The 22,540-nt window shown below is 68.7% G+C and carries 20 protein-coding genes; 11 read left to right on the forward strand and 9 right to left on the reverse strand.

Annotation, left to right across the window (positions count from 1 at the left end; genetic code table 11):
* Window positions 1-40: 40 nt before the first annotated feature.
* Window positions 41-982 (reverse strand): glycosyltransferase, encoded by a 942-nt coding sequence (locus LZC94_05830; GenBank protein WXB16794.1) that lies wholly within the window; start codon window positions 980-982, stop codon window positions 41-43.
* Window positions 983-1,017: 35 nt separating this feature from the next.
* Between LZC94_05830 and LZC94_05835 the strand changes: the two genes are divergently transcribed.
* The 9 genes from LZC94_05835 to LZC94_05875 all read left to right on the forward strand — a co-directional run bounded on the left by LZC94_05835 (window position 1,018) and on the right by LZC94_05875 (window position 10,085).
* The gene (locus LZC94_05835; GenBank protein ID WXB16795.1) at window positions 1,018-3,030 is read left to right on the forward strand and encodes a 3-isopropylmalate dehydratase; all 2,013 of its coding nucleotides are present in this window, start codon (window positions 1,018-1,020) and stop codon (window positions 3,028-3,030) included.
* A 38-nt stretch (window positions 3,031-3,068) separates the two neighbouring features.
* Window positions 3,069-4,637 carry a serine/threonine protein kinase gene (locus tag LZC94_05840; protein ID WXB16796.1) on the forward strand — a complete coding sequence of 523 codons (1,569 nt, stop codon included), beginning with the start codon at window positions 3,069-3,071 and terminating at the stop codon, window positions 4,635-4,637.
* A gap of 50 nt (window positions 4,638-4,687) precedes the next feature.
* Complete coding sequence (locus tag LZC94_05845) at window positions 4,688-5,383, forward strand: peptidylprolyl isomerase (protein WXB16797.1); 696 nt, start codon at window positions 4,688-4,690, stop codon at window positions 5,381-5,383.
* Between the two features lie 100 nt (window positions 5,384-5,483).
* Window positions 5,484-6,170 (forward strand): hypothetical protein, encoded by a 687-nt coding sequence (locus LZC94_05850; GenBank protein WXB16798.1) that lies wholly within the window; start codon window positions 5,484-5,486, stop codon window positions 6,168-6,170.
* The gene (locus LZC94_05855) at window positions 6,167-6,436 is read left to right on the forward strand and encodes a DUF1844 domain-containing protein (protein WXB16799.1); all 270 of its coding nucleotides are present in this window, start codon (window positions 6,167-6,169) and stop codon (window positions 6,434-6,436) included. Before LZC94_05850 ends, LZC94_05855 begins: the two co-directional genes overlap by 4 nt.
* Window positions 6,437-6,735: 299 nt before the next feature.
* On the forward strand, window positions 6,736-7,920 hold the full coding sequence (locus LZC94_05860; GenBank protein WXB16800.1) for a trypsin-like peptidase domain-containing protein: 1,185 nt from the start codon (window positions 6,736-6,738) through the stop codon (window positions 7,918-7,920).
* Between the two features lie 121 nt (window positions 7,921-8,041).
* The gene (locus LZC94_05865; GenBank protein ID WXB16801.1) at window positions 8,042-8,893 is read left to right on the forward strand and encodes a sigma-70 family RNA polymerase sigma factor; all 852 of its coding nucleotides are present in this window, start codon (window positions 8,042-8,044) and stop codon (window positions 8,891-8,893) included.
* Window positions 8,890-9,558, forward strand: coding sequence for a hypothetical protein (locus LZC94_05870; GenBank protein WXB16802.1), 669 nt, complete (start codon window positions 8,890-8,892; stop codon window positions 9,556-9,558). The genes LZC94_05865 and LZC94_05870 overlap by 4 nt, the downstream gene beginning before the upstream one ends.
* Window positions 9,555-10,085: a hypothetical protein gene (locus LZC94_05875; protein WXB16803.1), complete on the forward strand. Its 531-nt coding sequence runs from the start codon at window positions 9,555-9,557 to the stop codon at window positions 10,083-10,085. The genes LZC94_05870 and LZC94_05875 overlap by 4 nt, the downstream gene beginning before the upstream one ends.
* Before the next feature lie 63 nt (window positions 10,086-10,148).
* Here LZC94_05875 and LZC94_05880 read toward each other — a convergent pair whose 3' ends face one another.
* The 8 genes from LZC94_05880 to LZC94_05915 all read right to left on the reverse strand — a co-directional run bounded on the left by LZC94_05880 (window position 10,149) and on the right by LZC94_05915 (window position 20,147).
* Window positions 10,149-11,135 carry a hypothetical protein gene (locus LZC94_05880; protein ID WXB16804.1) on the reverse strand — a complete coding sequence of 329 codons (987 nt, stop codon included), beginning with the start codon at window positions 11,133-11,135 and terminating at the stop codon, window positions 10,149-10,151.
* Between the two features lie 107 nt (window positions 11,136-11,242).
* Entirely contained in the window at window positions 11,243-11,563 is a 321-nt protein-coding gene (xseB, locus tag LZC94_05885; protein ID WXB16805.1) for an exodeoxyribonuclease VII small subunit, read from the reverse strand.
* Window positions 11,560-13,701, reverse strand: a complete 2,142-nt coding sequence (locus tag LZC94_05890) for a HEAT repeat domain-containing protein (GenBank protein ID WXB16806.1) — start codon at window positions 13,699-13,701, stop codon at window positions 11,560-11,562. The genes xseB and LZC94_05890 overlap by 4 nt, the downstream gene beginning before the upstream one ends.
* 218 nt (window positions 13,702-13,919) lie before the next feature.
* Complete coding sequence (locus LZC94_05895) at window positions 13,920-15,134, reverse strand: thrombospondin type 3 repeat-containing protein (GenBank protein ID WXB16807.1); 1,215 nt, start codon at window positions 15,132-15,134, stop codon at window positions 13,920-13,922.
* A gap of 13 nt (window positions 15,135-15,147) precedes the next feature.
* Window positions 15,148-17,274, reverse strand: a complete 2,127-nt coding sequence (locus LZC94_05900; protein ID WXB16808.1) for an ATP-grasp domain-containing protein — start codon at window positions 17,272-17,274, stop codon at window positions 15,148-15,150.
* 85 nt (window positions 17,275-17,359) lie between these two features.
* Window positions 17,360-18,016 carry a GTP cyclohydrolase II gene (gene ribA / locus LZC94_05905; protein WXB16809.1) on the reverse strand — a complete coding sequence of 219 codons (657 nt, stop codon included), beginning with the start codon at window positions 18,014-18,016 and terminating at the stop codon, window positions 17,360-17,362.
* Window positions 18,017-18,249: 233 nt separating this feature from the next.
* Window positions 18,250-19,329 (reverse strand): DNA polymerase III subunit delta, encoded by a 1,080-nt coding sequence (gene holA / locus LZC94_05910; GenBank protein ID WXB16810.1) that lies wholly within the window; start codon window positions 19,327-19,329, stop codon window positions 18,250-18,252.
* Window positions 19,326-20,147, reverse strand: coding sequence for a hypothetical protein (locus tag LZC94_05915; protein WXB16811.1), 822 nt, complete (start codon window positions 20,145-20,147; stop codon window positions 19,326-19,328). The genes holA and LZC94_05915 overlap by 4 nt, the downstream gene beginning before the upstream one ends.
* Before the next feature lie 58 nt (window positions 20,148-20,205).
* On the opposite strand from LZC94_05915, the gene LZC94_05920 reads away from it, so the two are divergent.
* Both LZC94_05920 and LZC94_05925 read left to right on the forward strand, forming a co-directional pair.
* Window positions 20,206-21,222, forward strand: coding sequence for a bifunctional riboflavin kinase/FAD synthetase (locus LZC94_05920; GenBank protein WXB16812.1), 1,017 nt, complete (start codon window positions 20,206-20,208; stop codon window positions 21,220-21,222).
* Window positions 21,223-21,259: 37 nt separating this feature from the next.
* Window positions 21,260-22,522 (forward strand): DUF4912 domain-containing protein, encoded by a 1,263-nt coding sequence (locus LZC94_05925; GenBank protein WXB16813.1) that lies wholly within the window; start codon window positions 21,260-21,262, stop codon window positions 22,520-22,522.
* Window positions 22,523-22,540: the final 18 nt, after the last annotated feature.

The following is a 22,540-nucleotide window of genomic DNA, read 5'->3' on the forward strand; positions in this document are numbered from 1 at the left end:
GGGCCGCGGCTCTGCGCCGAGCCCGCGGGGCTTCACGGAGTCAGCGCCGCGCCCACGGAGGGCCGACGATCGGGGTGCCGAGGGCCTCGGCTTCACGGACGACCGTGGAGAGGCCCTCCGCTTCCGAAGCGTGCACCACGGCGTCGGCCACCGCGATCCACGCCAAGGTCTCGCGCCGCGGGCGCACGCCGAGGAACTGCACCTTCGCGCCGCGTGCGCGCGCGCCACGGGCCAGCGCCTCCAAACGCGGCCGCTCGGGCCCGTCCCCGACGATGACCAAGTGCGCCCGTTGCGCCGCGGCATGCTCGATCGCCCAGTCCACGCGCTTGCTCGGGATGAGCCGCGCAGCGCACACCCAGAGCGGCGGTGAGCCCGAACCCGCCGCGCTCTCGGTGCGACCCAGGCTCGGATTCGCGCGACGAAGCGCCTCCACCTCGCGCGCGATCTCCGGCATGTGAAACGAAGGCGGCACCACCCGCGCGATGCGATCCAAGGCGCGCGCCTGATCCGCCGGCAGCGACGACGCCAAGTCCGCGCGCAGCGAGTCCGATGCAAATCGCCAGCACTGCGCGCGGCGCAACATCGCATCGACCGCGGCGCGCCGCACGGGGTGCGGGAGCGCCCGAAGGAGCCGCACATCGCCGCCGTGGGACACGATCTCCAGCGCCCCGCCCTGCCGCGCGACCTGCGCAAGCGGCAGCGCGCTTGGAATGGCAAAGTGCGCGATGGTGCGATCGAAGGGCCCGGCCGCGCGAAGCCTTCGCGCCAGGTGGGCCATGGCCACCGGAATGCTCAGCGCACGAAGCGGCTGCTCGCGGATGCGCGCGGCCACGCCAGGCCAGCCGAAGGCCGCGCCGCGCGGCACGAACACCTCGACCGAAGCGCCACCGTGCGTGAGCTCCTGAACCTCGGCATGCACGAAATGCCCCGATGCGTCATCGTGGCTCTCCGGATAGCTGGTGGTCAAAACGGCGATGCGCACCACGCGGGGTGGGCGGGATGCTAAAAGATCGATCCATGGTTCTGCATGCCCAATCGGTTCGAATCGACGGCAAAATCCTGCAGCTCACCGAAGACCCCGCCCTCTTGGCCGCCCAGCTCGCCGGTGGCGATCTCGATTGGGATCCCGAGCGCGCCCTGCTCGGAAACATCTCGACCGACGAGCTCACCCCCGGATGGGTTTGTTACTACTACGACGAGACGCTCGCGCGCTATTGCCTGGTGGGCCTGCGCGGCGGCGTGGTGGGGCGCGATCAGATCAAGAACGGCGGCTTTGGCGTGATCGTCAGCGGCATCTCCAAAGGGTGCGGCTCCTCGCGCGAGACCGCGCCCTACAGCGAGTTGAAGGCGGGCGTGAAGCTCGTCATCGCCAAGAGCATCGAGAAGATTTATCGCCAGAACGCGCAGAACATCGGGCTGCTCACCAGCACCGACTTCGGGCTCGTCCCCCGCATCGCGCGCGGCGAAGAAATTCCCATGGAGGAGTTTACGCGCGGGCTCGATCCCATCAGCGCCGCGGTCGTGGAGCACGGAGGACTCTTCGCCTACAACCGCGCCCGCATGGCCGGCCGCACCACGCCCCCCGCCATCACCACCGCGCCCCGCCCCATGACCTTGGCGGAGAAGATCCTCGCCGCGCACGCCATCGTCGATGCGAGCCGCGGCACCCTCGGCGTGGCGGCCGTGAAGCCGGGTGATGCGTTCTTTGCGCGCACGGATGTTCGCTTTTCGCACGAGTACGTCACCCCCATGGCCGACGCCATCTTTCGCGCCGAGCTGGGGGACGACGCCAAGGTGGTCGAGCCCGAGAGCGTCTACGCCTTTCGCGATCACCTCACGTTCCTCGATCGGGTCATGTCGAACGCCCACCGCGATATGGGCCTCGACGCGCAAGCGCGGGAGCTGGCCACCGTGCAGGAGACCTTTAGCCAGCGCCACCGGGTCAAGCTTTACGGCGAGGTGCGGCGCGATGGGGAGCTCGTGGGCTCGGAGGCCATTTGCCACAACAAGGTCATCGAGGAGATCGCCCTCCCCGGGCAGCTCGTCGCCGGAACCGACTCGCACACCTGCATGGCGGGCGCGCTCGGGTGCTTTGCCTTTGGCGTCGGCTCCACCGATATGGCCAACGCATGGTTCACGAAAGACGTGCGGGTCACCGTCCCAGAAACGGCGCGCTTCGTGCTGCGCGGCGCGCTCCCCGCGGGCGTGTGCGCCAAGGACGTGATGCTCCACGTCTTGAGCCAGCCCTTCTTCAAGACCGGGCAGGGGATCGGCAAGGTGCTGGAGTTCGCCGGCGATGGCGTCGCCGCGCTCCCGCTCGACGAGCGCGCCACCCTGACCAACATGGCCGTGGAGGCGGGCGGCTTCACCGGGATCATCGAGGCCGACGAGACGGTCGTGAGCTACCTCGCCGCGCAGCGCGGCCTCGATCCGGAGAGCGTTCGCGCCCGCATCGTCAAGGCCGATCCCGGCGCCAGCTATGTGGCCACCTTCGAGATCGACCTCGCATCGCTCACCCCCATGGTCGCCACCCCCGGCGATCCCCGCAACGGCGTTCCCATCGACAGCTTGCACGAGGGCGTGACGATCGACATTGCCTACGGGGGCTCGTGCACCGGCGGCAAGAAGGCCGACATGGATATGTACGCCGCCGTTCTCCAGTCCGCCGTGGAGCGAGGGCAGCGCGTGGCCGAGGGCGTGCACCTCTACATTCAATTCGGCTCCCAAGACATTCGCCGCTACGCCGAGAGCCGCGGCTACCTCGATATCTTCCGCCGCGCCGGCGCCGAGCTGGTCGACCCTTCGTGCGGCGCGTGCATCAAAGCCGGACCGGGGGTGAGCGACTCGCCCCATCAAATCACGGTGAGCTCGCAAAATCGGAATTTCCCCGGCCGGAGCGGGCCGGGAAAGGTGTATCTTGCAAGTCCACTGGTGGTGGCGGCCAGCGCCATCGCGGGCCGCATCGTGCATCCCGGCGCCCTTGGCCGCGCGGGGAATCCCAGCGCCCCGGGCGGGCCATCGCACCCGTAGCGGAACGTGCGCGGCAGCATTATGTCATTCGTTGACCCATGACGGACGAGCAACTCCCCTCTTCCCTGCGCGACGGCCGCTACGCGATTGTGCGCATGCTGGGCGAAGGGGGGCAGGCGGCCTCGCTCGAAGCCGTCGACAAGCGCGAGGGCAAGCTCGTCGTCCTCAAGCGCTTTCGATTGCAAGGCGCCAAGAGCTGGAAGGAGGTCGAGCTGGCCGAACGCGAGGCGTCCGTGCTTTCGTCGCTCGATCATCCGCGGCTGCCCCGGTATGTGGAGCACTTCGAAGAGGGCGGCGCCTTTTACCTCGTCACCGAGAAGATCGAGGGCGAGAGCTTGGCCGAGCTCCGGCGCCGCGGGGTGCCGATGGATGAAGCCTTCGCGCTGCAGCTGCTGCGCGACACCGCCGAGGTGCTCGCGTACCTGCACGGGCGCACCCCGCCCATCGTGCACCGCGACATCAAGCCGGGGAACGTCATTCGAAGGCCCGACGGCTCCTTTGCGCTCATCGACTTCGGCGCCGTGCTCCATCGCTTGAAACCCGGCGGCGGCAGCACGGTGGTCGGCACCTTCGGCTACATGGCGCCGGAGCAATTCCAAGGTCGCGCCATGCCCGTCTCCGATGTGTATGCCGTCGCGGCCACCGCGTTGAGCGTGCTCACCGGCCGCGAGCCCGAAGATCTGCCGCACCGCGGCCTCGGCATCGATGTGGAGCGCGCGCTCTCGGGCCTTCGCATCGGTGGCCCATTGCGGCGCGCGCTCGCGTCGATGCTGGAGCCGGATCCCGATCGCAGGGCGAAGCGGATTTTTCCAGTGGCCGCCGAGGGGCCCAAGTCCGACAAAAAGCGGCAAGAGCGGGGAGCGCAGGGGAAAAAAGACGATTGGAGCGGCCCCTGGGACGATTGGAAAGAGTGGGCACGCATCGAGAAGCAGGCGAAGAAAGAGCGCTGGGACGCGCTCCGCAAGCTGCAGGCGTGGCAAGTCTGGGAGGCCAATCGACGCCGCGCCGCGCTGTCCCGAAAGGAACGCAAACGCGAAGAGCACATTCGGCGCCGGCTCGAGCACTCCGTCCAACGCGCGGAGTGGCAAGCGCGCGCCTGGCAGATGCGGTCCGCCCAGTTGGAAGCGCGCCGCGCCCGCGGGCACCACCATGGGCTGCCATTTCCGGTGCAGGCGCTCTTTCTCGTGGGCCTGACCATCGCGCAGGTGGCGGTGACCTTGGCGCTGCGTCTGGTCGTGCCCGTGGTGCTCCTGCTTCTTTCGCTCCTCTTCGGGGATGCCCTGCGCAGGGCCGCCCGCGCGGTCCGGGCGTCCGGCAAGCACGCCGTTTTTGCGCTGGCGCGCGCAAAAGACGCGACAAGCGGCGCGACCCGCGGCCTCGCAGCGGGTGACGGCGGGCGTGAGCGGGCGCGCGAGCACGGGCAGGGGGCGGAAGAACCGCAAAAATCGCCATCGTTCGCGCGCGCTCGGGTCGAGCCGGCCGCGTTTCCGGAGCAAGACCGGGTTGCGCGGGCGGCATTCGATGACGAAGAAGAGATCGAAGCCCGTCTCGACGCCGACAAGGACCCGTGGACCGACGAGGAGCAGCGGGCCGAGCGGCGGAGCTAGCCGCGAAACCTCTGGCGGGCTGCACCACTTTACGCTACGAGTCCGCCCCAATGGCAGCTACCATCCAGGCCAACAGCTACGCGACCGTGGCTTACACCCTCCGCACGCCGAGTGGCGAGATCATCGATGGGAGCACCGTCGAGGGGGGAGAGCCAATCCAATACGTCCACGGCTACGGAACGCTCGTCCCAGGTCTGGAGGCGGCGCTCGCCGGCCTCAAGGTGGGCGACGCCAAGGACATCGTGATCCCCGCCGAAGAGGGCTTCGGCGAGCGCGACGAAGAGCTCGTGCTCATGATCGATCGGAGCGAGTTCCCCGATCCCGCCGCTGTCGCCATCGGTGACGAGTTCGTCGCCGAGTTCCCCCAGGGGGAAGAGCTCGCGATGCGCGTGGTGGAGATTCAGAAAGACGTCGTCCGGGTCGATGCCAATCACCCCCTGGCGGGCGTCGACCTTCATTATTCCATCAAGGTCGAGGGCGTACGCGACGCCACGCCGGAAGAGATCGAACAGGCTCGAGCGGAGCAGGAAGCCGCCGAGGACGACGACGACCATGATCACGACCATGATCATGACCACGACCATGATCATGACCACGATCACGATCATGACGATGACGACGAGGACGACGAAGACCTCGAGGAGGACGACGAAGACGCGGACGGCGACGAGGACGATGACGACGATGATGGCGGCAGCGATCCATCGCCGGAGAAGCTGGTTACACTTGGCCGCAAGACGCCCTGACGATGACCGCGGCGCGCCGCGGGATTTCCCAAGCTACGGGCCGGCATAAAAGGCCCCCCTGATTCGTTTTTGAGAACGGCCCCTGCTTTTAGGAAAATTCATGAGCAATAACAAAGTCATCAACTCTTGGGATTGGGACATCCGCGTTCGCGAGCGCAACCTCCGCAATGGCGTTCTGACCGAGAAAGACATCGAAAAGCACCTCACGGGCCTCTCCGATCAGTCCGACAACGCCGAGCCCGTCGCCCTTTCGCAGCCCGCCCTCGCCGGCGAGCCCGCGCCGCCGCCCTCGTTCGTGGCGCCCGAGCGGCTGGCCCCCGCGCACGAGCCGCCTGCCAGCACCCGCATTGCGGCGCCGCCTCCGCCCCCGGCTCCCCCGCCCGTAGCACCGGCCCCCGTGTCCCCCGTGTCATCGGCTCCCGTGTCGGCCCCGGTGGTTCAAGAGGCCGCCCCGGCACCTGCGGCACCTGCGCCCGCGCCCGCGGCTGCCCCGGCACCTGCCCCCGTTGCGGCCGCCCCCAGCCCGGCGCCCGCACCTTCTGCACCCGCCGCCCCCGCTCCGTCGGCCCCCGCGCCGGTGCAAGCGTCGGCGCCCGCGGTGGCCAGTGGAGCCGCGCCGGTGGTCGAATCGGCAACGACGCCGGCCGCGGAGGACGACGAAGAAGAAGACGATGAGGAGGACGAGGACGAGGACGAAGCTTCCGAGGAGGTCGCGAAGGAGACCGACGGCGGCGACGAGAACGATAGCGACAGCGACACCAACGAAGACGCGGGCGAGCCGTCGTGAGCCAGAAGCCGCCCGAGGAGCTGCCGAGCATCGATTTTTCGACGTTCGTGCTGTCGCTCAGCCACTCCGCGCTTCTCCACCTGGGGGAAGCGCCGCATCCGGATACGAAGCGGCTGGAAAAGAACCTGCCCCTCGCCCGGCAGACCATCGATTTGATTGCGCTCATCGAAGAAAAGACGAAGGGCAATCTGACGGGGGACGAGGAACGCCTCCTTCATCAGATTCTCTTCGACCTTCGCATGCGCTTCGTGGAGCTCTCGAAATGACGCTTTGGGCTCTCCTCCGAGCCCAATCCGAGCTCAAAGCTGAGCCAAGCCCCGTGTAATCGTTATGGTGGCTTTCATTTCGGCCGTCTTGTGGGGCTGTGCCCCCTCGAATCTGTGGTTCGAGCCTCCCCCTTCGCCTTCGGCGAGCTCGTGCGGTTGCACGAGGGTGCTTCGCACTGGATGAAGAAGAAGAGAAGGAAGAGAAGAGAGATGGGTGTGCGGAAATGAACGGTGATTTCCAATCGTTACGTGGGTTTCTTCCGGCTCGAGCCGGGCGCTCGCGGGTGTTCGTGCTCGCCATGGCCGCCGCCGCTATGTTCACGCTCACGATGACGGGATGCGGCAAAAAGAGCGCCGGCGGTGCCTCCGCGGAGGCGCTGCCCTCGGGCGCGGTGCCGGTGCCGAGTGGGGTCGTGGCCGTGCCCAAGCCGGCGGCAGCGAGCGGGGTGGAGCTCGTGAAGAGCGGGCCGCTCAGCTTTGCGCCGATCGCCAAACAGGCCGATCCCAGCGTGGTGACCATCGCCACCATCGGCGAGGAGGTCGAGTCGTTTCCGGGCTTCTCGATGCGCGGCCGCCGGCGCGAGACCAAAGGCCTCGGCACGGGTTTCATCATCGACAAAGACGGCACGCTCCTCACGAACAACCATGTCATCGAGGGCGCGGACGTCATCAATGTGCGCCTCGCGGACAACCGGGAGTACCCGGGCAAGCTCGTGGGCCGCGATCCGCGGACCGATGTCGCGGTGCTTCGCCTGGAGGCCAAGGACAAGCCGGTGTTTCAGCCGCTGCCGCTGGGCGACTCGGACAGCACCGAGGTGGGGGATTGGACGGTGGCCATCGGCAACCCGTTCGGTCTTTCGCACACGGTGAGCGCGGGAATCATCAGCGCCAAGGGCCGCACGCGCGACGATGTGCCCCTCGATCCGGCCGGCTATTACAACTTTCTGCAGACCGACGCGTCGATCAACCCGGGCAACTCGGGCGGGCCGCTGCTCAATTTGCGCGGCGAGGTCGTGGGCGTGAACACCGCCATCCGCGGCGGCGGCGCGCAAGGGATTGGGTTTGCGATCCCCATCAACATGGTCAAGCAGCTGCTTCCGATGTTGCTTCGAGACGGCCGGGTCACCCGCAGCGCCATCGGCGTGCGCATCCGCGATGTGCACGATCTGGCCCCGGAGGACCGCACGGAGCTCAAACTGACCGACGACAAGGGCGCCATCATCGAGTACGTGATGCCCAACGGTCCGGCCGACAAAGCCGATTTGAAGCCGGGCGATGTCATCGTGGCCTTCGACGGCCAGCCGATCGAGCGCGGCTCGCTGCTCACATGGTTGGCCAGCACGGCGGGGGTCGGCAAAACGGTCACCCTTCGCGTGCTCCGCCAGGGGCAAGCCTTCGACTTGAAGGTGACCCTCATCGAGCTGCAGGACAAAGAGCTCGGCAAGCAGCAGCGTCGGTTCGCGCCCGCGCCGAATCTGCCGTAGTCGCGGTGTTCGCATGATTCGCGTCATTCCCGTTTATTCGCGTTGATCACGGCGGTTTGCGCCTTCTGCCGGACGCCGCAGGCTCTTGTGCCTTTCGGCGGGCGAAACTATGGGTAGAGGGGTGAGTGTTCACCCGTCGTCGGAGTCCCGGCCGTCGCTCGCCCTGAACGAGGGGCACGAGGAGGCCGAGGAGCAGGAGCGCGTCGTTTCCGATGTGCCGGCAGCAAAACCTTTGGATGGCCCACGGGCAAGGTCGGCGGCGGCGGTGAATATGCGCGGGATAGCGGCGTCCAACAAGGAGCAGAGGGCAAAAGAAGCAGAGGAGGACCGCGAACTCATCGCCAGGGCACAAGCAGGTGACATGGCCTCGTTCCGACAGCTCGTGGAACGGCATCAACGGCGCGCATTCGCCATCGCGCTTGCCCTCGTCCGCGACGAAAACGACGCCCGGGAGCTCGTTCAGGACGCCTTTCTGCGCGTCTTCAAGAGCCTGCATAGCTTCCAGGGTTCCTCGAGCTTCTTTACCTGGCTTTACCGCATCATCACCAACCTCAGCATCGACCTTCTCCGGAAACCTGGCCACAAGGCCAGCGATGTCGACGAAGGGCGTCACGAGGAGGAGGATCAGGAGGCGCTGTTTCCGTTCGTGAGCCGTGTGGAAGGGGCCGATCCGGTCGACGTCGTACGCCGCCGTGAAATTGGAGCGCGATTGCAGCAAGCGCTCGAAGCGCTGCCGCCCTACCACCGGGGTGTCATCGTGATGCGAGAAGTCGAAGGTCTGAGCTACGAAGAAATGGCGCAGGCCATGGGAGTTTCAAAAGGTACGATCATGAGCCGCCTATTTCACGCACGCCAGAAGCTCCAGCGAGCCTTGGCGGACTGCTATGCGGAGCAGGTGGGTGCGCCACCCGAAAACGCCGCGGGGCCCGCCGCCGCCGAGCACGATGAATCCGAGGGGGGAACGCCGTCATGAACGAAGCACGGAGCGGCGCGCCCCTGGGGCAAGAAGCGCTCTTCGATCTCATGGCCTACGCCGACGGTGAGCTCCAGGGCGAGGCCGCCGAGCGGGTCGAAGCTTGGATCGCCTCCGATCCGGAGGCCGCGCGCCTGGTCGACGAGTTCCGAACGCTCTCGGACTGCGTGGCCATCTCGGAGAAAGCGCGTCCCGTTCCGAAGAGCGTGGATGGCATCGTCGATTCGGTGATGGCGCAGGCCGCGCGCATCGATCCCGATCGGGTGGCCAACGTGCCCAAAGCCGTCCGGATCCGAAGGGCCATCGCCGCGGGCAGCGTCTCCGCCGTGATCGCCATGGCGGCCGTCTGGTTTCTCTTCTTCCGTCCCGTGCCGAAGTTCGACGACGAGCCGTCCGCGACCCAGACGGCGCTCGCGCCGCCCATCGAGCCATCCGCCGCACCCACGCCGGCCGAGAGCACCGATCCGGCGCTGGCGGCGGCGAGCCCCTCGGTCGAGAGCAAGGGCGAGGGCGACGTCGAGGTCACGTCCAGCGGGGTCGAGCTCGAGCAAGTGGAGTCGCCGCAGCGCGAGATTTCCGTCTTCTACGTTCCCTCCGTCTCGGCCCCGACGGCATCGAGTATCGTGGTGTGGATCGGCGACAACAAGCCAGGAACCTCCAAGTGATGCGCTCTCGCACGTTCACCGCGCTGTCCGTTTCGGTGGCCTCCGTTTCGCTCGCGGCGTTCGTTGCCGGCGCGGTGGCGATGACCTCCACATCGGTGGCCTCGGCGCAGACCGCGGACACCCAGGCCGACGAAACGGCCAAGACCGAAATTCTGGTGCTGCACGCCACGCAGCAGCCGGGCGGCGGCATCATCGACCCGAGCATCGGGAACCTGCCGCAGCTCAAAAAGCCGCCTTTCAGCTCGTACAACACCTACCGGCTCTTGGACCGCAAGTCGGCGTCCTTGAAGAAGGGGGCGCCCCTCGAGTACCCGCTGGTCGACGGTCGAAAGCTCGAGCTCTCGTTCATCGAGAAGACCGCCAAGCCGACCCGCTACCGGCTGGCCGCGAGCATCGGCGGCCCCAAAGGCGAGACGTTCCTCAAGAAGATCGAGGTCACGGCGTCGCCCAACGAGCCGTTCTTCGTCGCCGGGCAGAGCCACCAAGGGGGCATTTTGGTCCTTGGGATTACGGTCAAGGACAAGTAGCGCGGCGCCCTCGAAGCAGCGCATCCCGAGGAGCGCGCTGCCTCGAACCGCGCCCCGCCGGCGTCACTTGCCGATGGCGGCGCGGTAGAGCCAACCTTCGGATCCGAACGAATCGCCGTATTTGACCTGGAACCAGCCGTCCTGCCCGGGGCCGACCCGCACGGCGCTGCCGCGCGGAAGCCGCGCGACCACTTGGCCCGTGCGCGGGCGGTCGCGGACGATGGCCACCTCCCACACGATCTGCGCCGAGTCGGGCGCGCCCACGGAGCTCGCGGGCCGGGCCGGGGTGCCGGGCGCGGTCGACGCCGGGGGTGCGTTGATCGAGGGCGCGGCGGCCGATGCGGTGCGGCCCGCGGGGATGCGGGGCGGTGAGAAGTGTGCGTTGTACAAGAGCGCGTACGTCGGGTGCTCGTGTGCGATCGCGGAGAGCGACACCGACTCGAAGCTCTGTTTCAGGCAGGCGATGAGCCCCTCGGAGTCTTTGACATTCGACGAGCGGCCGATGGAGAACGTCGTTCGGTTGGACCGGAAGTCCAAGTTGAAGATGACCCCGAGCTTGCCCTCGGCGCCTTGCGCGGCGGCGCACTGCGACAGGTGCTTGATGCGCGGCTGCGCGATCCCGTCGAACGCAATCGGCCCGCACCCGAGCCCCTTGATGGACTCCCCGCTGTCCGTCCGGCACGCGAGCAAAACGCCGTTCTTGACGAGCACCTCGGGACCGGGCGCCGCCGCCGCGGGCGCCTGCGCGTTCAATGCGGCAGCAGGGGTGGCCGCGCCTGCTGCGCCTGGCGCACCCGCAGCCGGGGCGCCGGCCGAAGCCGAGGAAGCGGCGCTGGCTGCCTCCGCCGCTTGGGCGCGGCTGGCAGCGGCGGCCGTGGCCTCGGCGGGCGCGTTGGGCCCGATGCGCACGCCCATCACCTTCGGCCATGTCACGCCGACGGCGAAGCAAACGATGGCGATGCCGCCGATTCCAAGCCACGACGGTTGATCGCTTTTCCCCTTGGGAATCTCGACAGCAAACGGCGGACCTTGGCGCTTGTTACTTTCCACGGGAGAAGAACGCGTTGTAGCACGGTGCTCCTCCCGGACGAAAAACCCGGCGATCTCTCTGCTCAGGTGCCCAGGTTCCGAGGCGTGCGCCCACGTCCCGAGGTGCCTCAGGTGTCGCCGCTGGTATCGAACGGCGCCGTGCGGGCCCGGCCGGATTCATCCACGTGAAGGAGCTCTTCCACGCGCTTTTGCGCCCGGTCGAGCCTTCGCTGCGAGATGGCCGAGAGGCGCACGCCTTGCTCGAAGAGGGCCACCGACTCTTCCAGCGGAAGATCGCCCCGTTCCAGCTTTTGCACGATCTCCGTGAGCTGACGGACCGCTTGCTCGAACGAAGGCTCGGAGCTCCCCGATACAGGAGGCGTAGGCGGCGGCTCGCCCCCCGATTTCAACGCGGAGGTGGGCGGCGGGCCTTCGGATGCTGCGCTCATGGGCGAGCAGCCTCGTACGACGGGAGCCGCGGCGCAAGGATCAAACGCCCCGTGCCCGCGGGGACCCCGGGCACCAGCGCATAGCCCTCGTCGTCGAAGACGATGGGGAGCGCGAGCCCATCGGCGCGCACCAAGGTAGCGAGCATCTCGGGCGGCGGCTTTCCGCCGTCGGCCCCGGTGGCGCGCAGCCAGCTCACATCGCTGGGGGTGGCGGGCCGAGGCGGCGGCGCACCTTGAAGCGTCCGCGCGGCAAGATCGCGCACGGCGTCGTCCGGATCGAGGCGCGACGCCGTCCGCAGGGTCTCCCGGCGCGCCGGGGCCTCCAGGTCGCGTCCGGTGCGCGAGGCGATGGCGAGCAGCATCGCGTAGCGCGCGCCCGGATCGGGCTCGTAGGCATACGCGGCGGCGAGCCTCCCCACGGCATCGGGCGCGGCCGACGTCCCAAGGCCCCGCGCCGCGTGCGCGCGCAGCAGCGGATCCGACGACCCGAGGAGCGCGTTCACATTGGCGTCCTCCTTGGCGTCGCCCCGCTGGGCCAGCACCAGGGCGGCGAGCGGCGCATCGGGCTCCTTCGCCTCGGCCCGCGCGCGCAGCTCCAACGTCGTCACCCGCCCCGCGTCGTCGCCAAAGGCGAGCCCCGCGAGGAGCGCCGTCCGGGTCGCCGGATCGCGCTCGCGGGCGAAGCGCTCCAGCACGTGCTCGCGCGCGCCCCGCTGCGCGTCCGAGAGCGACGCCAGGACCGCCGCCCTTCGGACCCGCGGATCCGGATCGGCGAGCCCTTTCTCGAGCGAGCCCTCACCCAAGGTGAGGCGCGCAAACACGCCCAGCGCCCGCTCGGCGCCATCCCGCGCCTCGGCCATTTGCGCGATGGTGCGCGAAAAAACGCCCGTCCGCTCCCGATCGCCGCGCACCAAGACGCGCACCAGCGCCGCGCGAACACCGAGGCGCCGGGTCGCGGGATCCGCCAGCGCCTTGTCGATGGCGCTTCGCGCCTCGCGCATCGGGGAGCGCGCGAGGGCATGCGCCGCATCGCCCGCGAGCAGCGGCGTGGCGAGCCATGCGCCGAGGGCCGACAGCGCCTGCGTCGCGTGACTTGCGCACCCCAGGGCCGCCACCGCGGCGCGCTTCGCGTCGACGTCGATGGGCGAGTCGATCCGCACCAGGAGCTGCTTGGACACGGCGTCGTCCTGCGCGCTGCGGGCGAGCTCGATCCCTTGCGCCAAGGTCGCATCGTCGCCGATCAGCTTCTTCACGGCCGCGAACCGCTCGGGCGCGTCCAGCAGCACCAGCGCCTTGGCCGAGGCGGCGCGCACCCGCGGATCGCCATCGCCCATGCCGGCGAGCGCCACCGCCGCACCGCGCCCGTCCCCCATTTCGCCCAGCCCTGCGATGCCTGCCGCGCGCGTGAGCGGATCCATCGAGCGGGCCGCCTGGCGAAGCGCATCGAGGCTCCGCAAATCGCCGGTGCGGACCGCGAGCCGGATGATGGCCGGCGTGACCAGCGATGCATCGAGCAGCGCCGCGCCCTTCGGCGGATACGCCGCGAGCGCCGACAGCGCCGCCTTTTGCCCCGCGCCGCCCGTGCGGACGATGGTGAACAGATCTTTCTCGGCCAGCGCATCGCCCGTCGCCGCCAGCGCCAGGGCGGCCGTTCCCCGCGCCATCTCCAAGCGCGCCAGCTGGTCGGCATCGCCGGCGCCCGAGGCATCGTCGGCCCGCGACGACGAAACGCGGTTCGATGTGGACGGATTCGGCGCGTTCACCAAATTGACCAGCGCCGCGCGCGCGGCCGGGCGATCGGCGAACGGCGCGAGCGCCCGCGCAATCTCCACCATGGCGCGCGAGTCCGTCCGCGACGGCCCCGACGTGTCGGCCGCATCGACGAGCCGCGCCATCGCCTCCGGCGTTCCCAAGGTCTCGGCGCGCAGAATGCCGCGCAGCCGATCATCGGCGTCGGGCGAGCGCAAAAGGCGCTCCACCAGATCGAGCCCGAAGTGCGCCTTCAAATCCGCCGTCGGCTCCAGCCCGCGCGCCTCCGCCGTCGCCGGCCGCGCGCGGCCCCCACCCGCCGGCCGCGGCGTCTTCCGCTGCGCCCCCGCGCTCCCGCTCAACGCCAGCACCGCCAAAACGAGCAGCACGACCCCCACACCGCGCGCACACGACGCCCGCGCAAGGCGACGCAATCGCGAAACGCGACGCTCCCGCGCAAGCCGACCCGCCCGCGCCCGCGCAAGCCGACCCGCCCGCGCAAGCCGACCCGCCCGCGCCCGCGCAAGCCGACCCGCCCGCGCAAGCCGACCCGCCCGCGCCCGCGCAATCCGGCGCACCCCCGCAAGCCGGCCCACCCGCGCCCCCATCACTTCCCCTCGCCAGGTGGCACACCCTCCGGCGCGCCCTTCTCCAGCGGGCAACCATTCTTGCTCCCCGGCTGCGCCACCCCCGCCACCCTCGGGCATTTGTCCTCGGCATCGACGATCCCATCGTCATCGTCGTCAATCTCCGGGCACCCATCGCCGTCCTCGAACCCATCGCGGTCCTCGGGGATCTCCGGGCACTGATCGACGTCGTCGGGCACCCCGTCGCGATCCTGATCGTGCTCGCGCGGCGCCCAGCTGAGGCCGACGATCCCGCGCACCGTGGGGACGCCGATGGCCGCGGTGAGCCCGATGTCGACCCCGCCGATGAGCGAGATATCGCGATCGCGCCCGATCGCCACCCGATCGGACAAGGCGAGCATCATGGGGCTCAAGAGCGCGCTGCCCGGATCCCCCGCCCCGAACGGCCCCACCGGCGATACCGGCAAGGAGCCGTGAAGCGCGATCTCCCAGAGCTGCCGATTGTCGCCATCCAGCCCGAAAATGCCCGGACGCAGCAAGGTGCCCACCGTCCATGGCACGCTGGAGCCGAAGCGAACGGGCCCCGTCCTCGGATCGTTCCAGACCCGCTCGGCCGTGCGAAAATCGAAGCCCAGGCTCGCTTGGAAGCCGATGATCAAAAGTGTGTATTCTGCAAGCAGTCGCACCCCCACGCGCGTGCTGCCATCGCCCTGCAAGCCGTTGCGAGCCCCCGTTGGAAGGAGCGCCGTTCCGATGGCGGCCAGCCCGAAGCCGCCTTGATCGTTGGGGACCAAGGCCGCCTTGCCGTAAAGGCCCACGTCCCCCATGACCGTCTTGGGCAAGGACGACGCTCCCGAGGCCGCGCTCTGGCCGCTCTGGTAAAGCACCACCGGCACCAGCGCGCCCACGGACGCGATCTTGCCCAGGCCGATGTTCAAGGTGACGTCGGTGGCAACCGCGTGCTCGACGGGCCGCAGCTTGTCGTCGGAGCCGGGGACCTTGAGCTCGACGGGGTTCAGCGCGTAGTGAAACCACGCCCCGGCGTTCCAGTTCCAGGGACCGGGGGTGAGCACCGGCTCGAGCACCAGGTTGGCGGAAGGATCGGTCGAGGGTCGCCAGCTTCGCGTATCGACGGAGATGTCGTCGGCGGCTCGTGCATCGCGTGCATCTACGGTTGAGCCGAGCAACGCCAGGACGCCGGCCAAGGCCGACAAGAAAGTGCGCGGGGCAAGCATGTGCCGCGCAAGGTTACGCGTCTTGTGTGGCCAATGTCGATGTCGTGCCTCGCACGGCGACCGCCGCGTCGCGCATTTCATCGTCCGCGGTGCGCGGCTGCGCCGGCTCGCCCGTGGCCGGGTGCCGTTCGCGCCATCGCTTGATCCCGTAGCTGAGGATCTCGCCAATGAGCAGCCGGTACTCGACGTGCGCCGCGTTGGCGATGAGGCACAGATCGCTGTAGTTCGGCGTGAGCCCCGGCAGGGGGTTCACCTCGATGACATAGATTTGCCCCTCGCGGGTCATGCGCAAATCGATGCGGGCCACGTCCCGGCAGCCCAGGGTGGTGAAGGTGGTGCGGCAGACCTTTTCCATGGCCCGCAGCTCGTCTTTCGTGAGCGAAGGCGGGCACTCGTAGCGCACGTGCTTCTCCCAGTCTTGCTTCATCGCGTAGCCGTACACGGCCCGATCCGAAGGCTGCAGAAAGACGATTTCCATCGGCGGGAGCACCCGCGGCCTCCGCTCCCCCAAGAGCCCCACCGTGAACTCGCGCCCGCGGATGTACTCCTCCACGATGGCCGGCTGCCCGTAGCGCTCGATGATCTCGCGCGCCACCTCGCGCACGCGCGCCTCGCCGTCGACGACGCTCTTGCCGTTGATGCCCTTGCTGGTCCCCTCGGCGTTGGGCTTGACGATCACCGGATAACGAAAGGCCCGCAGCTTCTCGCGCCCGGTGAACAGCACCTGGAACTCCGGGGTGAGCACGCGCTCGGTGCCGGCGGCGAGCATCCGCTTGGCCAGCGCCTTGTCGAGGCAGATGCTCAAGGTGGCCGCGTCGCTCCCCGTGTACGGAACCCCCAGCAGCTCGCACAAATTGGGGACCTGCGCCTCGCGGTTGCGCCCGCTGATCCCCTCGGCGATGTTGAAGACCAAATCGACGTTGGAGGCCATGAGCACGCGCGGAAAATCCACGGTGGCCTCGAGCGGCACCACCGTATGGCCGTAGCTCTCGATGGCCCGCGTGATCGCGTGGATCGTCTTGGGGCTGTCGAACTCGGCCTCGCGATCGTCGTCCGTCGAGTCGATGCGCTTCATGTTGAAGGCGAGCCCCACCCGGAGCACGGGCCGCTTGCCCGCGCTGCCGTTGCCGTTGGGGCGCCGGGGCTTGGTCGAGTCGAAGAGCGCCCCGAGCCCCGCGCGCTTGGTCGCCGCGCGCAGGATGGCGAGGATGGTGGCGTCGTAGTCGAGCCCTACGAACCGGGTGGCCGCGAAGAGGGGCGCGGCGGGCTCGAAGCTGGGGAGGCAGGTCGCGCTGAGGAAGTACACCTGGCCATCGAGCCCGACGCGAAAGTCGAGCGAGCCCACGTCGCGCACGCCCAGCGCCGAAAAGACGCGATCGGAGAGCTCGCCCACCCGCTCCAGCACGGCGGGCGGCAGGTGCGCCGGCACCCGCGTGGAGACGAAGGTCGCGTCCTTGTGCTTGAGCGCGTAGTCGAGCAGATCGAAGCGCCTTCGGTACGCGGGGTCGACCACGATCTCGACCGGCGGGAGCGGCGGCAGTCCATCGATGCGCGCCACCCGCAGATCGGTCCCTGCGATGTAGCGCTCGAGCACCACCCCGTCCGGGTAGCGTGAGAGCAGGCGATCGAGCGCTTGCCCCAGCTCGATGGGATCCTCCACCACGTTCGCCTGCGCCACGCCCTTGGACGAGCCCTCGAAGTTCGGCTTGACCAGGACGGGGAAGGGGAGATCGTCGAGCCCTCCGTCTTTGAGCGAGGCGCGCGTGAACATGCGCCCGCGCGGGCTCGGCACGCCGTAGCCGGCGAGGATCCGCTTGGTCAGCGTTTTGTCGAGGGTCACGCAGAGCGCGTACGCGTCGCTGCCCGTGACCGGGATGCCCAGCTCCTCGAAGAGGGCCGGGTAAAATCCGCGCCGCATCTTGCCGCGCCGTCCCTCGGCGCTGTTGAAGATGATGTCCGGCGCGTACGCTTCGAGCCGCGCCACCAGCCGCGAGGCAGGCCCCGAGACCTCCATGCGCTCGACGTGGTGCCCCGCGCGCGCGAGCGCACCGGTCACGGCCTCGATCGTTTCTGGGCTATCGAATTCCGCTTCCTCTTCCGAGGCGCTCAACTTCAAGTTGTGCGTGAGGGCAATCCGCATGTCCCTTCACGCTATCAAAAGCGCGCGGCCGGTATAATGTTCCACCGGCCCACCCAAATCGATGTAACGCGCTTGTGACGAACCGTTACTCGGCGTCGCCGGCGGCGGTGGCGAGGCGCGGGAGCTTGTGCGCCATGCGGCGGCGCTTCGTATCGAGGTAGCCGGCGCTGTAGGGGTTTGGCTCGATGATCACGGGCAGACGCCCGATCACCTCGACCCCCAGGCCCCGGAGCGCGTCGACCTTCTCCGGGTTGTTGGTGAGCAAATGGATGCTCTTGACGCCGAAAAACTCCAAAATATCCGCGGCGATGTCGTACTTGCGCGCATCGTCGGGGAGGCCGAGGAGGCGGTTGGCGTCGACCGTGTCATGGCCTTGCGCCTGCAGTCCGTATGCGCGGATCTTGTTGGTCAGCCCGATGCCGCGCCCTTCCTGCCGCAGGTAGATCACGGCCCCCCGCCCGGCGCGTGCGACGGCGGCGAGCGCGTATTCGAGCTGCTCTTTGCAGTCGCACTTGAGGGAGCCGAAGACCTCGCTGGTCATGCACTCCGAGTGCACGCGGACGGGAATGGCTTGCGCCCCGTCGATGTCACCAAAAACGAGGGCCACATGTTCCTTGTCGGCGCCACCTTCTGCGCCCTGGTCCAAAAATACGTGCGCCGTAAACTCGCCGTGTTTCGTTGGAAGAGGACTCGAAGCTACCCAATGAAGTTGAGGCCGGATCACCCGAACGGGGACGTGCATCTCAGCTTTCTCCTGTTTCATCGTCGCGTCGTCACTGGTAGTGGGTCGCACAGCCGCGGATGCGGTCTGTCGCCGCACGCCAACTTAGGGCTGGCATAGGCGAGCGTCAAACGCTGTAACCCGCGCCAAACGCCAACTTACCGATGGCCGACGCCGCAGGAGGTTCCCGCTTGCGGTGGCGGATGTTGCACACGGGCATCCAACGGGGTCGAAGCAGGCTCAGTTGCGCTTCGTCAGCTGTGTCCCGTTTGAGCGCGTCCTCGGGGCCCTGCCGCGGTGCATAAGCGGGTGAGCATGTCCTCCAAGATGGCTTGCGGAGGCCTTCGGGAGCCTTTCAACGCAAGATCCGTCTCGGCGAGCACGAGCAGCCAGCGATCCATCTCCTTGGGGCGAAGGGCCTTGGCGCGCTGGGCGAGCTCTCGAGCTCGGAACGGTTGGTAGACACCTGCGCGCCGGGCTGCCTCGTCCGTGGAGGCGCCCGATTCCGTTGCCGCCTGAAATCGCGCCAGCTGCCGGATGGACCACGCGAGCGCACCGAGCAGCGGCAGCCCGCGATCGCGCGGATCGTACGCGTCCGCCAGCGCGGCCAGCGCCCCTTTGAGATCGCGCGCGCCCACCTTGGCCACGAGATCCCACGTATCGGCGGTGCGCACGCGCGCCACGCACGCGCTCACGGCGTCCTCGGTGATCGGCTTTCCCTCGCCGGCGTAGAGCGCCAGCCGCTCCACCGCGTCGTTCACATGGGCGAGCTCCGGCCCCGCGATCTCCGCCAGCAGCTCGGCGACGTCGGGATCGATGGGGTTGCCCCGCGCGCTCGCGCGATCGCGGATCCACCCGGGGAGCTCGCGTCCGCCGAGGACATCGCACACGACCAGAAAGCCCTGCTTCTTGGCGATGGCCGAGAGCCGCTTTCGCCCGTCGATCTTTTGCCCCGTGAGCACCAAGCACGTGGAGTCGATGGGCGCGCCCGCGTACTCGGCGAAGCGATCGAGCGGCGCGAGCTTCTTCACGCTGCTGGCATCGCTGCCGCCCTCCGAGTCGCTGCCCGAGTCCCAGCGCTCGATGCCGCGCACCAGCACGAAGCGCTTGGGCGCCATCATGGGAACGGTGCGCGCGGCGCCCACCACCGCCTCGGCGTCGACCTCGCCGGCCGTGAACTTGTCCTCGTTGAAGGCGGCGACCCCGTTGCCGAGGGCCGCGGTGCGAAGGGCGGCCACCACCTCGTCGCGGAGAAAGCGCTCTTCGCCGACGACGACGTACAGGGCCAGGAGGCGCCCGTTCTTCGCCTGCCCGATGGCTTCGTTCGGTGTCACGGCTTGGAGCGGCGGCGGCGCAGGCCGGCGATGGTCGCCAGGACCCCGGCGAGCGCCAGCGCGCGCAGGGGGATCGAGCTGGTCGAGCGGCCGGAGAGCCCGGGAACCGCGCAGCCGCAGCCCTTGGGGTTCTCCTTCACTTTTTCTTCCTCGGTGGGATCGTAGGCCGACTTCGGCACGAAGGGCTCCGAGGTGCCCGTCGGGGTCACATCGCCCGTGTAGTTGGCGGCGGGGGCATCGGTCGCCGGTTTCGAGGGCGCGCCCGCGTCGTCGCCGACCTTGGTCATGCCCTTCTTCTTCGCCTCGAAGGTGATGCTCCGCCGGTCGACGACCGGGTTGTCACCTTTGAGCACGAGGCGCATGGGGCCACCGATGTCGACGCCGTCGGCCGTGCGGATCTGCAAGCTGTACTCACCGGCCTCGTAGCCGCGGATGCGGGTCAGGCCGAAGTCGAAATTCGTGCCCTTGAAGATTTTTCCTTGCGGGTTGGCAAAGTCGACGTCGAGCGCCTCCGCGGTGGGCTGCTGGTTCTGCAAGGCTTGCCGATTCACCACGGGGTCTTTGCTGTTGTCGGTCAGAGATCGTTCGTACACGGCGGTCTTCGTGAAAACGAAGCGCATGGGCACGTGCGGGATCGGCGGCGCCTTTGGGAGCTCGACGGTGACGAAGATATGCCAGGCCCCGGAAACCTCTTGGACTTCAGGGGTCTTGAGCTTTGCGCTTCCGGCCGCGCTCGCGTCGGTCGGTGTGAGAATCGAGCCCACGAACGCGACCAGAAAGCCAATCAGCGCAAAAAGCGAGACCTTGCGGGCAAACATGACTTTGGCACGCTACCAGAGAACATGTGCCCCTGGCACGTGCTATAGAGCCGCGGTCGTGGCGAAAGGCTTGCCGTACGAGCGGCTCGACGAAACGTCCCTCGTCGTGGGTCCCGCAGAATCAGGGAGCAAGGAGCGCGGGGTCCGTCCGAGCGCGGCTGCCGCGGGCGCAGGCTCGATGGTCGTCATCGGGAACTTGGACGGGGTGCATCGCGGTCATGCCGCGGTCCTCGAGGCCTCCGTCGAGCGCGCCACGCGCAATGGGCTCGCACCCTACGTTCTCACGTTCGATCCGCACCCCAGCGTGGTCTTGGGCCGCCCGGAGCCGCCGCGCCTGGCCACCTTGGAGCGCCGCGCGGAGCTGGCGAAGAGCTTCGGCATCGAGCGCGTGTTCGTGCGTACCTTCGACAAAGACTTCGCCGCGTGGTCGCCCGAGCGCTTCGCCGAGGAGCTCCTGGTGGGCCAGCTGCACGCGCACGAGATCAGCATCGGGCAGAATTTTCGATTCGGCGCGGGCGCGGAGGGTGACTTTGCCAAGATGGTCACCCTGGGCGAGTCGCTCGGCTTCATGACCACCGCACACGCCCTGGTGGGCGACGAGCACGGCCCCTTTTCGAGCTCGCGCGCCCGCGTGGCCATCGCGGCCGGCGACATGGAGGAGGCGGAGCGCATCCTCGGCCGGCCCCACGCTTTGTCGGGGGTGGTGGAGCGGGGGAGGCAGCTGGGCCGCACCCTTGGATACCCCACCGCCAACCTGGGCAGCGTGCCCGAGATGCTCCCGCCCGACGGCGTCTACGCCGTGCTCGTCGACCAAGTCTTCGACGATTCCGTGCGCTCGCTGGCGCTCGGCGCGATGAGCATCGGCATCCGGCCCACCGTGGGCGAGGGCCTCGCGCGCACCGTCGAAGTCTACCTGCTCGACTTCGATGCCGACTTGTACGATACGCTCCTCCGCGTCCACGTGGTGGCGCGCCTCCGCGGCGAAGAGCGATTCCCCGACCTCGAGGCGCTCAAGGTCAAGATTGCGCAAGACGTGGTCGAGACCCGCCGCATTCTCGCGACCCGGAACTTTTGACTGGCGCTCGGCGCGCGCGACAGGCAAAACCGCGGGTATGGATCGCGTAGAGCTCGAGCGTCTCGATCGAGAGAACCTCATTTCCCGCGCGGAGGACCTGGGCGTGGTGCGCGCCAACGTGCTCACCCGTCCGGAGCTGGTCGACGAGATCCTCCTGCGCACCGCCCGCCAAGCCACGGATCCGGCGTCGGTCGCCCGCGCCCGGGGATGGTTCGGCCGCGCGCGCGATCTTTTGGCCCGCGTCATCGAGCGCGGTCTGCACCTGCCCGACGCTGCCGAGCGGGTCCGCGCGCTAGCCCCGCCGGTGAATCGCGGGCGTTCGGCCCCCACCACGGTGCCCACCGTCACCTTGGCCGAGATCTACGCGGCGCAAGGGCACAAGGAAAAGGCGCTGGAGACCTTGCGGCGCGTGCTCAAGGAAGAGCCGGAGCACGCGGCCGCGCGCGCCCTTTTGAACCAGCTGCAGAAGACCGATCTCCCGCCGCCGCCGCTGCCGCCCGAAGAAGAGGCGGAGGCCTCCGCCAACGGCGTCCCGCAGAACGGCGCGCCCCCCGCGGCCTCCGACTCCGACAAGCGCGCCGACGACCCCGAGAAGCCCGCGGCCCCCGCGGAGCCGTTCGGCATGCTCGACGATCAGCCGCTCCCGCCGAAGTACGACGTCGACGAGTGCGTGGCCATCCCCGTCGATCCCCGCACCATGTTCGTCTACTGGGAGGTGCGCGACGACACCTTGGCGTACCTGAAGCGCACCCACCGCGACGGGCAAATCGCGTTGCGGGTGCTCATCATCGAGCCCACCTGGGACGGCCCGCGCACCTATGTGCGCGATCACGTGGTCAACGCCCAAGTCGGCGACTACTTCATCCGCGATTTGCCGCTCGGCTGCGTGGTCCGCGCCGGCCTTGGGTGGCGCGAGGGCGACGCCTTCGTCTCCGTGGCCCACTCACCGACCCTCGAGGTCCCGCCGGGCGCCGCCTCGCCCATTTTGGCCGAGAGCCTGGTGCGCTGGACCACGCAGGGAATCTTCGCCGTGGATCCCGACGAAGAAGGCGCCGAGAGCATCCGCCGCGCCATGGGCCGCGCGCACCACCAGGTGCAGCGGGCGCGTGTCCGCGGTGATTTTCCGCGCGGGGCCGCCGGCGCGGAGTTCTTCTACGATGGCGCGCTCGACGAGGGTGACGAGGGCGCCGAGGGGGCCGAGCGCGCCGCCGAGCGGCCCCTCGGCTCGTCTGAAAATGCGCTGCGCAAGCGTGGTGCCGGCGGCCGCGCCGAGACGTCCTCCGAGTCGATGCTCCGTTAGATTCGGTCACGTCGGTTA

The organism is Sorangiineae bacterium MSr11954 (genome assembly GCA_037157815.1).
Taxonomy (GTDB): domain Bacteria; phylum Myxococcota_A; class Polyangia; order Polyangiales; family Polyangiaceae; genus Pendulispora; species Pendulispora albinea.

What these genes read in the sequence shown, in the direction of transcription:
- LZC94_05835 (WXB16795.1), top strand. Translation starts at nt 1,018, where the DNA reads ATGGTTCTGCATGCCCAATCGGTTCGAATCGACGGCAAAATCCTGCAG.
- LZC94_05840 (WXB16796.1), top strand. Translation starts at nt 3,069, where the DNA reads ATGACGGACGAGCAACTCCCCTCTTCCCTGCGCGACGGCCGCTACGCG.
- LZC94_05845 (WXB16797.1), top strand. Translation starts at nt 4,688, where the DNA reads ATGGCAGCTACCATCCAGGCCAACAGCTACGCGACCGTGGCTTACACC.
- LZC94_05850 (WXB16798.1), top strand. Translation starts at nt 5,484, where the DNA reads ATGAGCAATAACAAAGTCATCAACTCTTGGGATTGGGACATCCGCGTT.
- LZC94_05860 (WXB16800.1), top strand. Translation starts at nt 6,736, where the DNA reads ATGGCCGCCGCCGCTATGTTCACGCTCACGATGACGGGATGCGGCAAA.
- LZC94_05870 (WXB16802.1), top strand. Translation starts at nt 8,890, where the DNA reads ATGAACGAAGCACGGAGCGGCGCGCCCCTGGGGCAAGAAGCGCTCTTC.
- xseB (WXB16805.1), bottom strand. Translation starts at nt 11,563, where the DNA reads ATGAGCGCAGCATCCGAAGGCCCGCCGCCCACCTCCGCGTTGAAATCG.
- LZC94_05895 (WXB16807.1), bottom strand. Translation starts at nt 15,134, where the DNA reads ATGCTTGCCCCGCGCACTTTCTTGTCGGCCTTGGCCGGCGTCCTGGCG.
- LZC94_05900 (WXB16808.1), bottom strand. Translation starts at nt 17,274, where the DNA reads ATGCGGATTGCCCTCACGCACAACTTGAAGTTGAGCGCCTCGGAAGAG.
- ribA (WXB16809.1), bottom strand. Translation starts at nt 18,016, where the DNA reads ATGCACGTCCCCGTTCGGGTGATCCGGCCTCAACTTCATTGGGTAGCT.
- LZC94_05915 (WXB16811.1), bottom strand. Translation starts at nt 20,147, where the DNA reads ATGTTTGCCCGCAAGGTCTCGCTTTTTGCGCTGATTGGCTTTCTGGTC.
- LZC94_05925 (WXB16813.1), top strand. Translation starts at nt 21,260, where the DNA reads ATGGATCGCGTAGAGCTCGAGCGTCTCGATCGAGAGAACCTCATTTCC.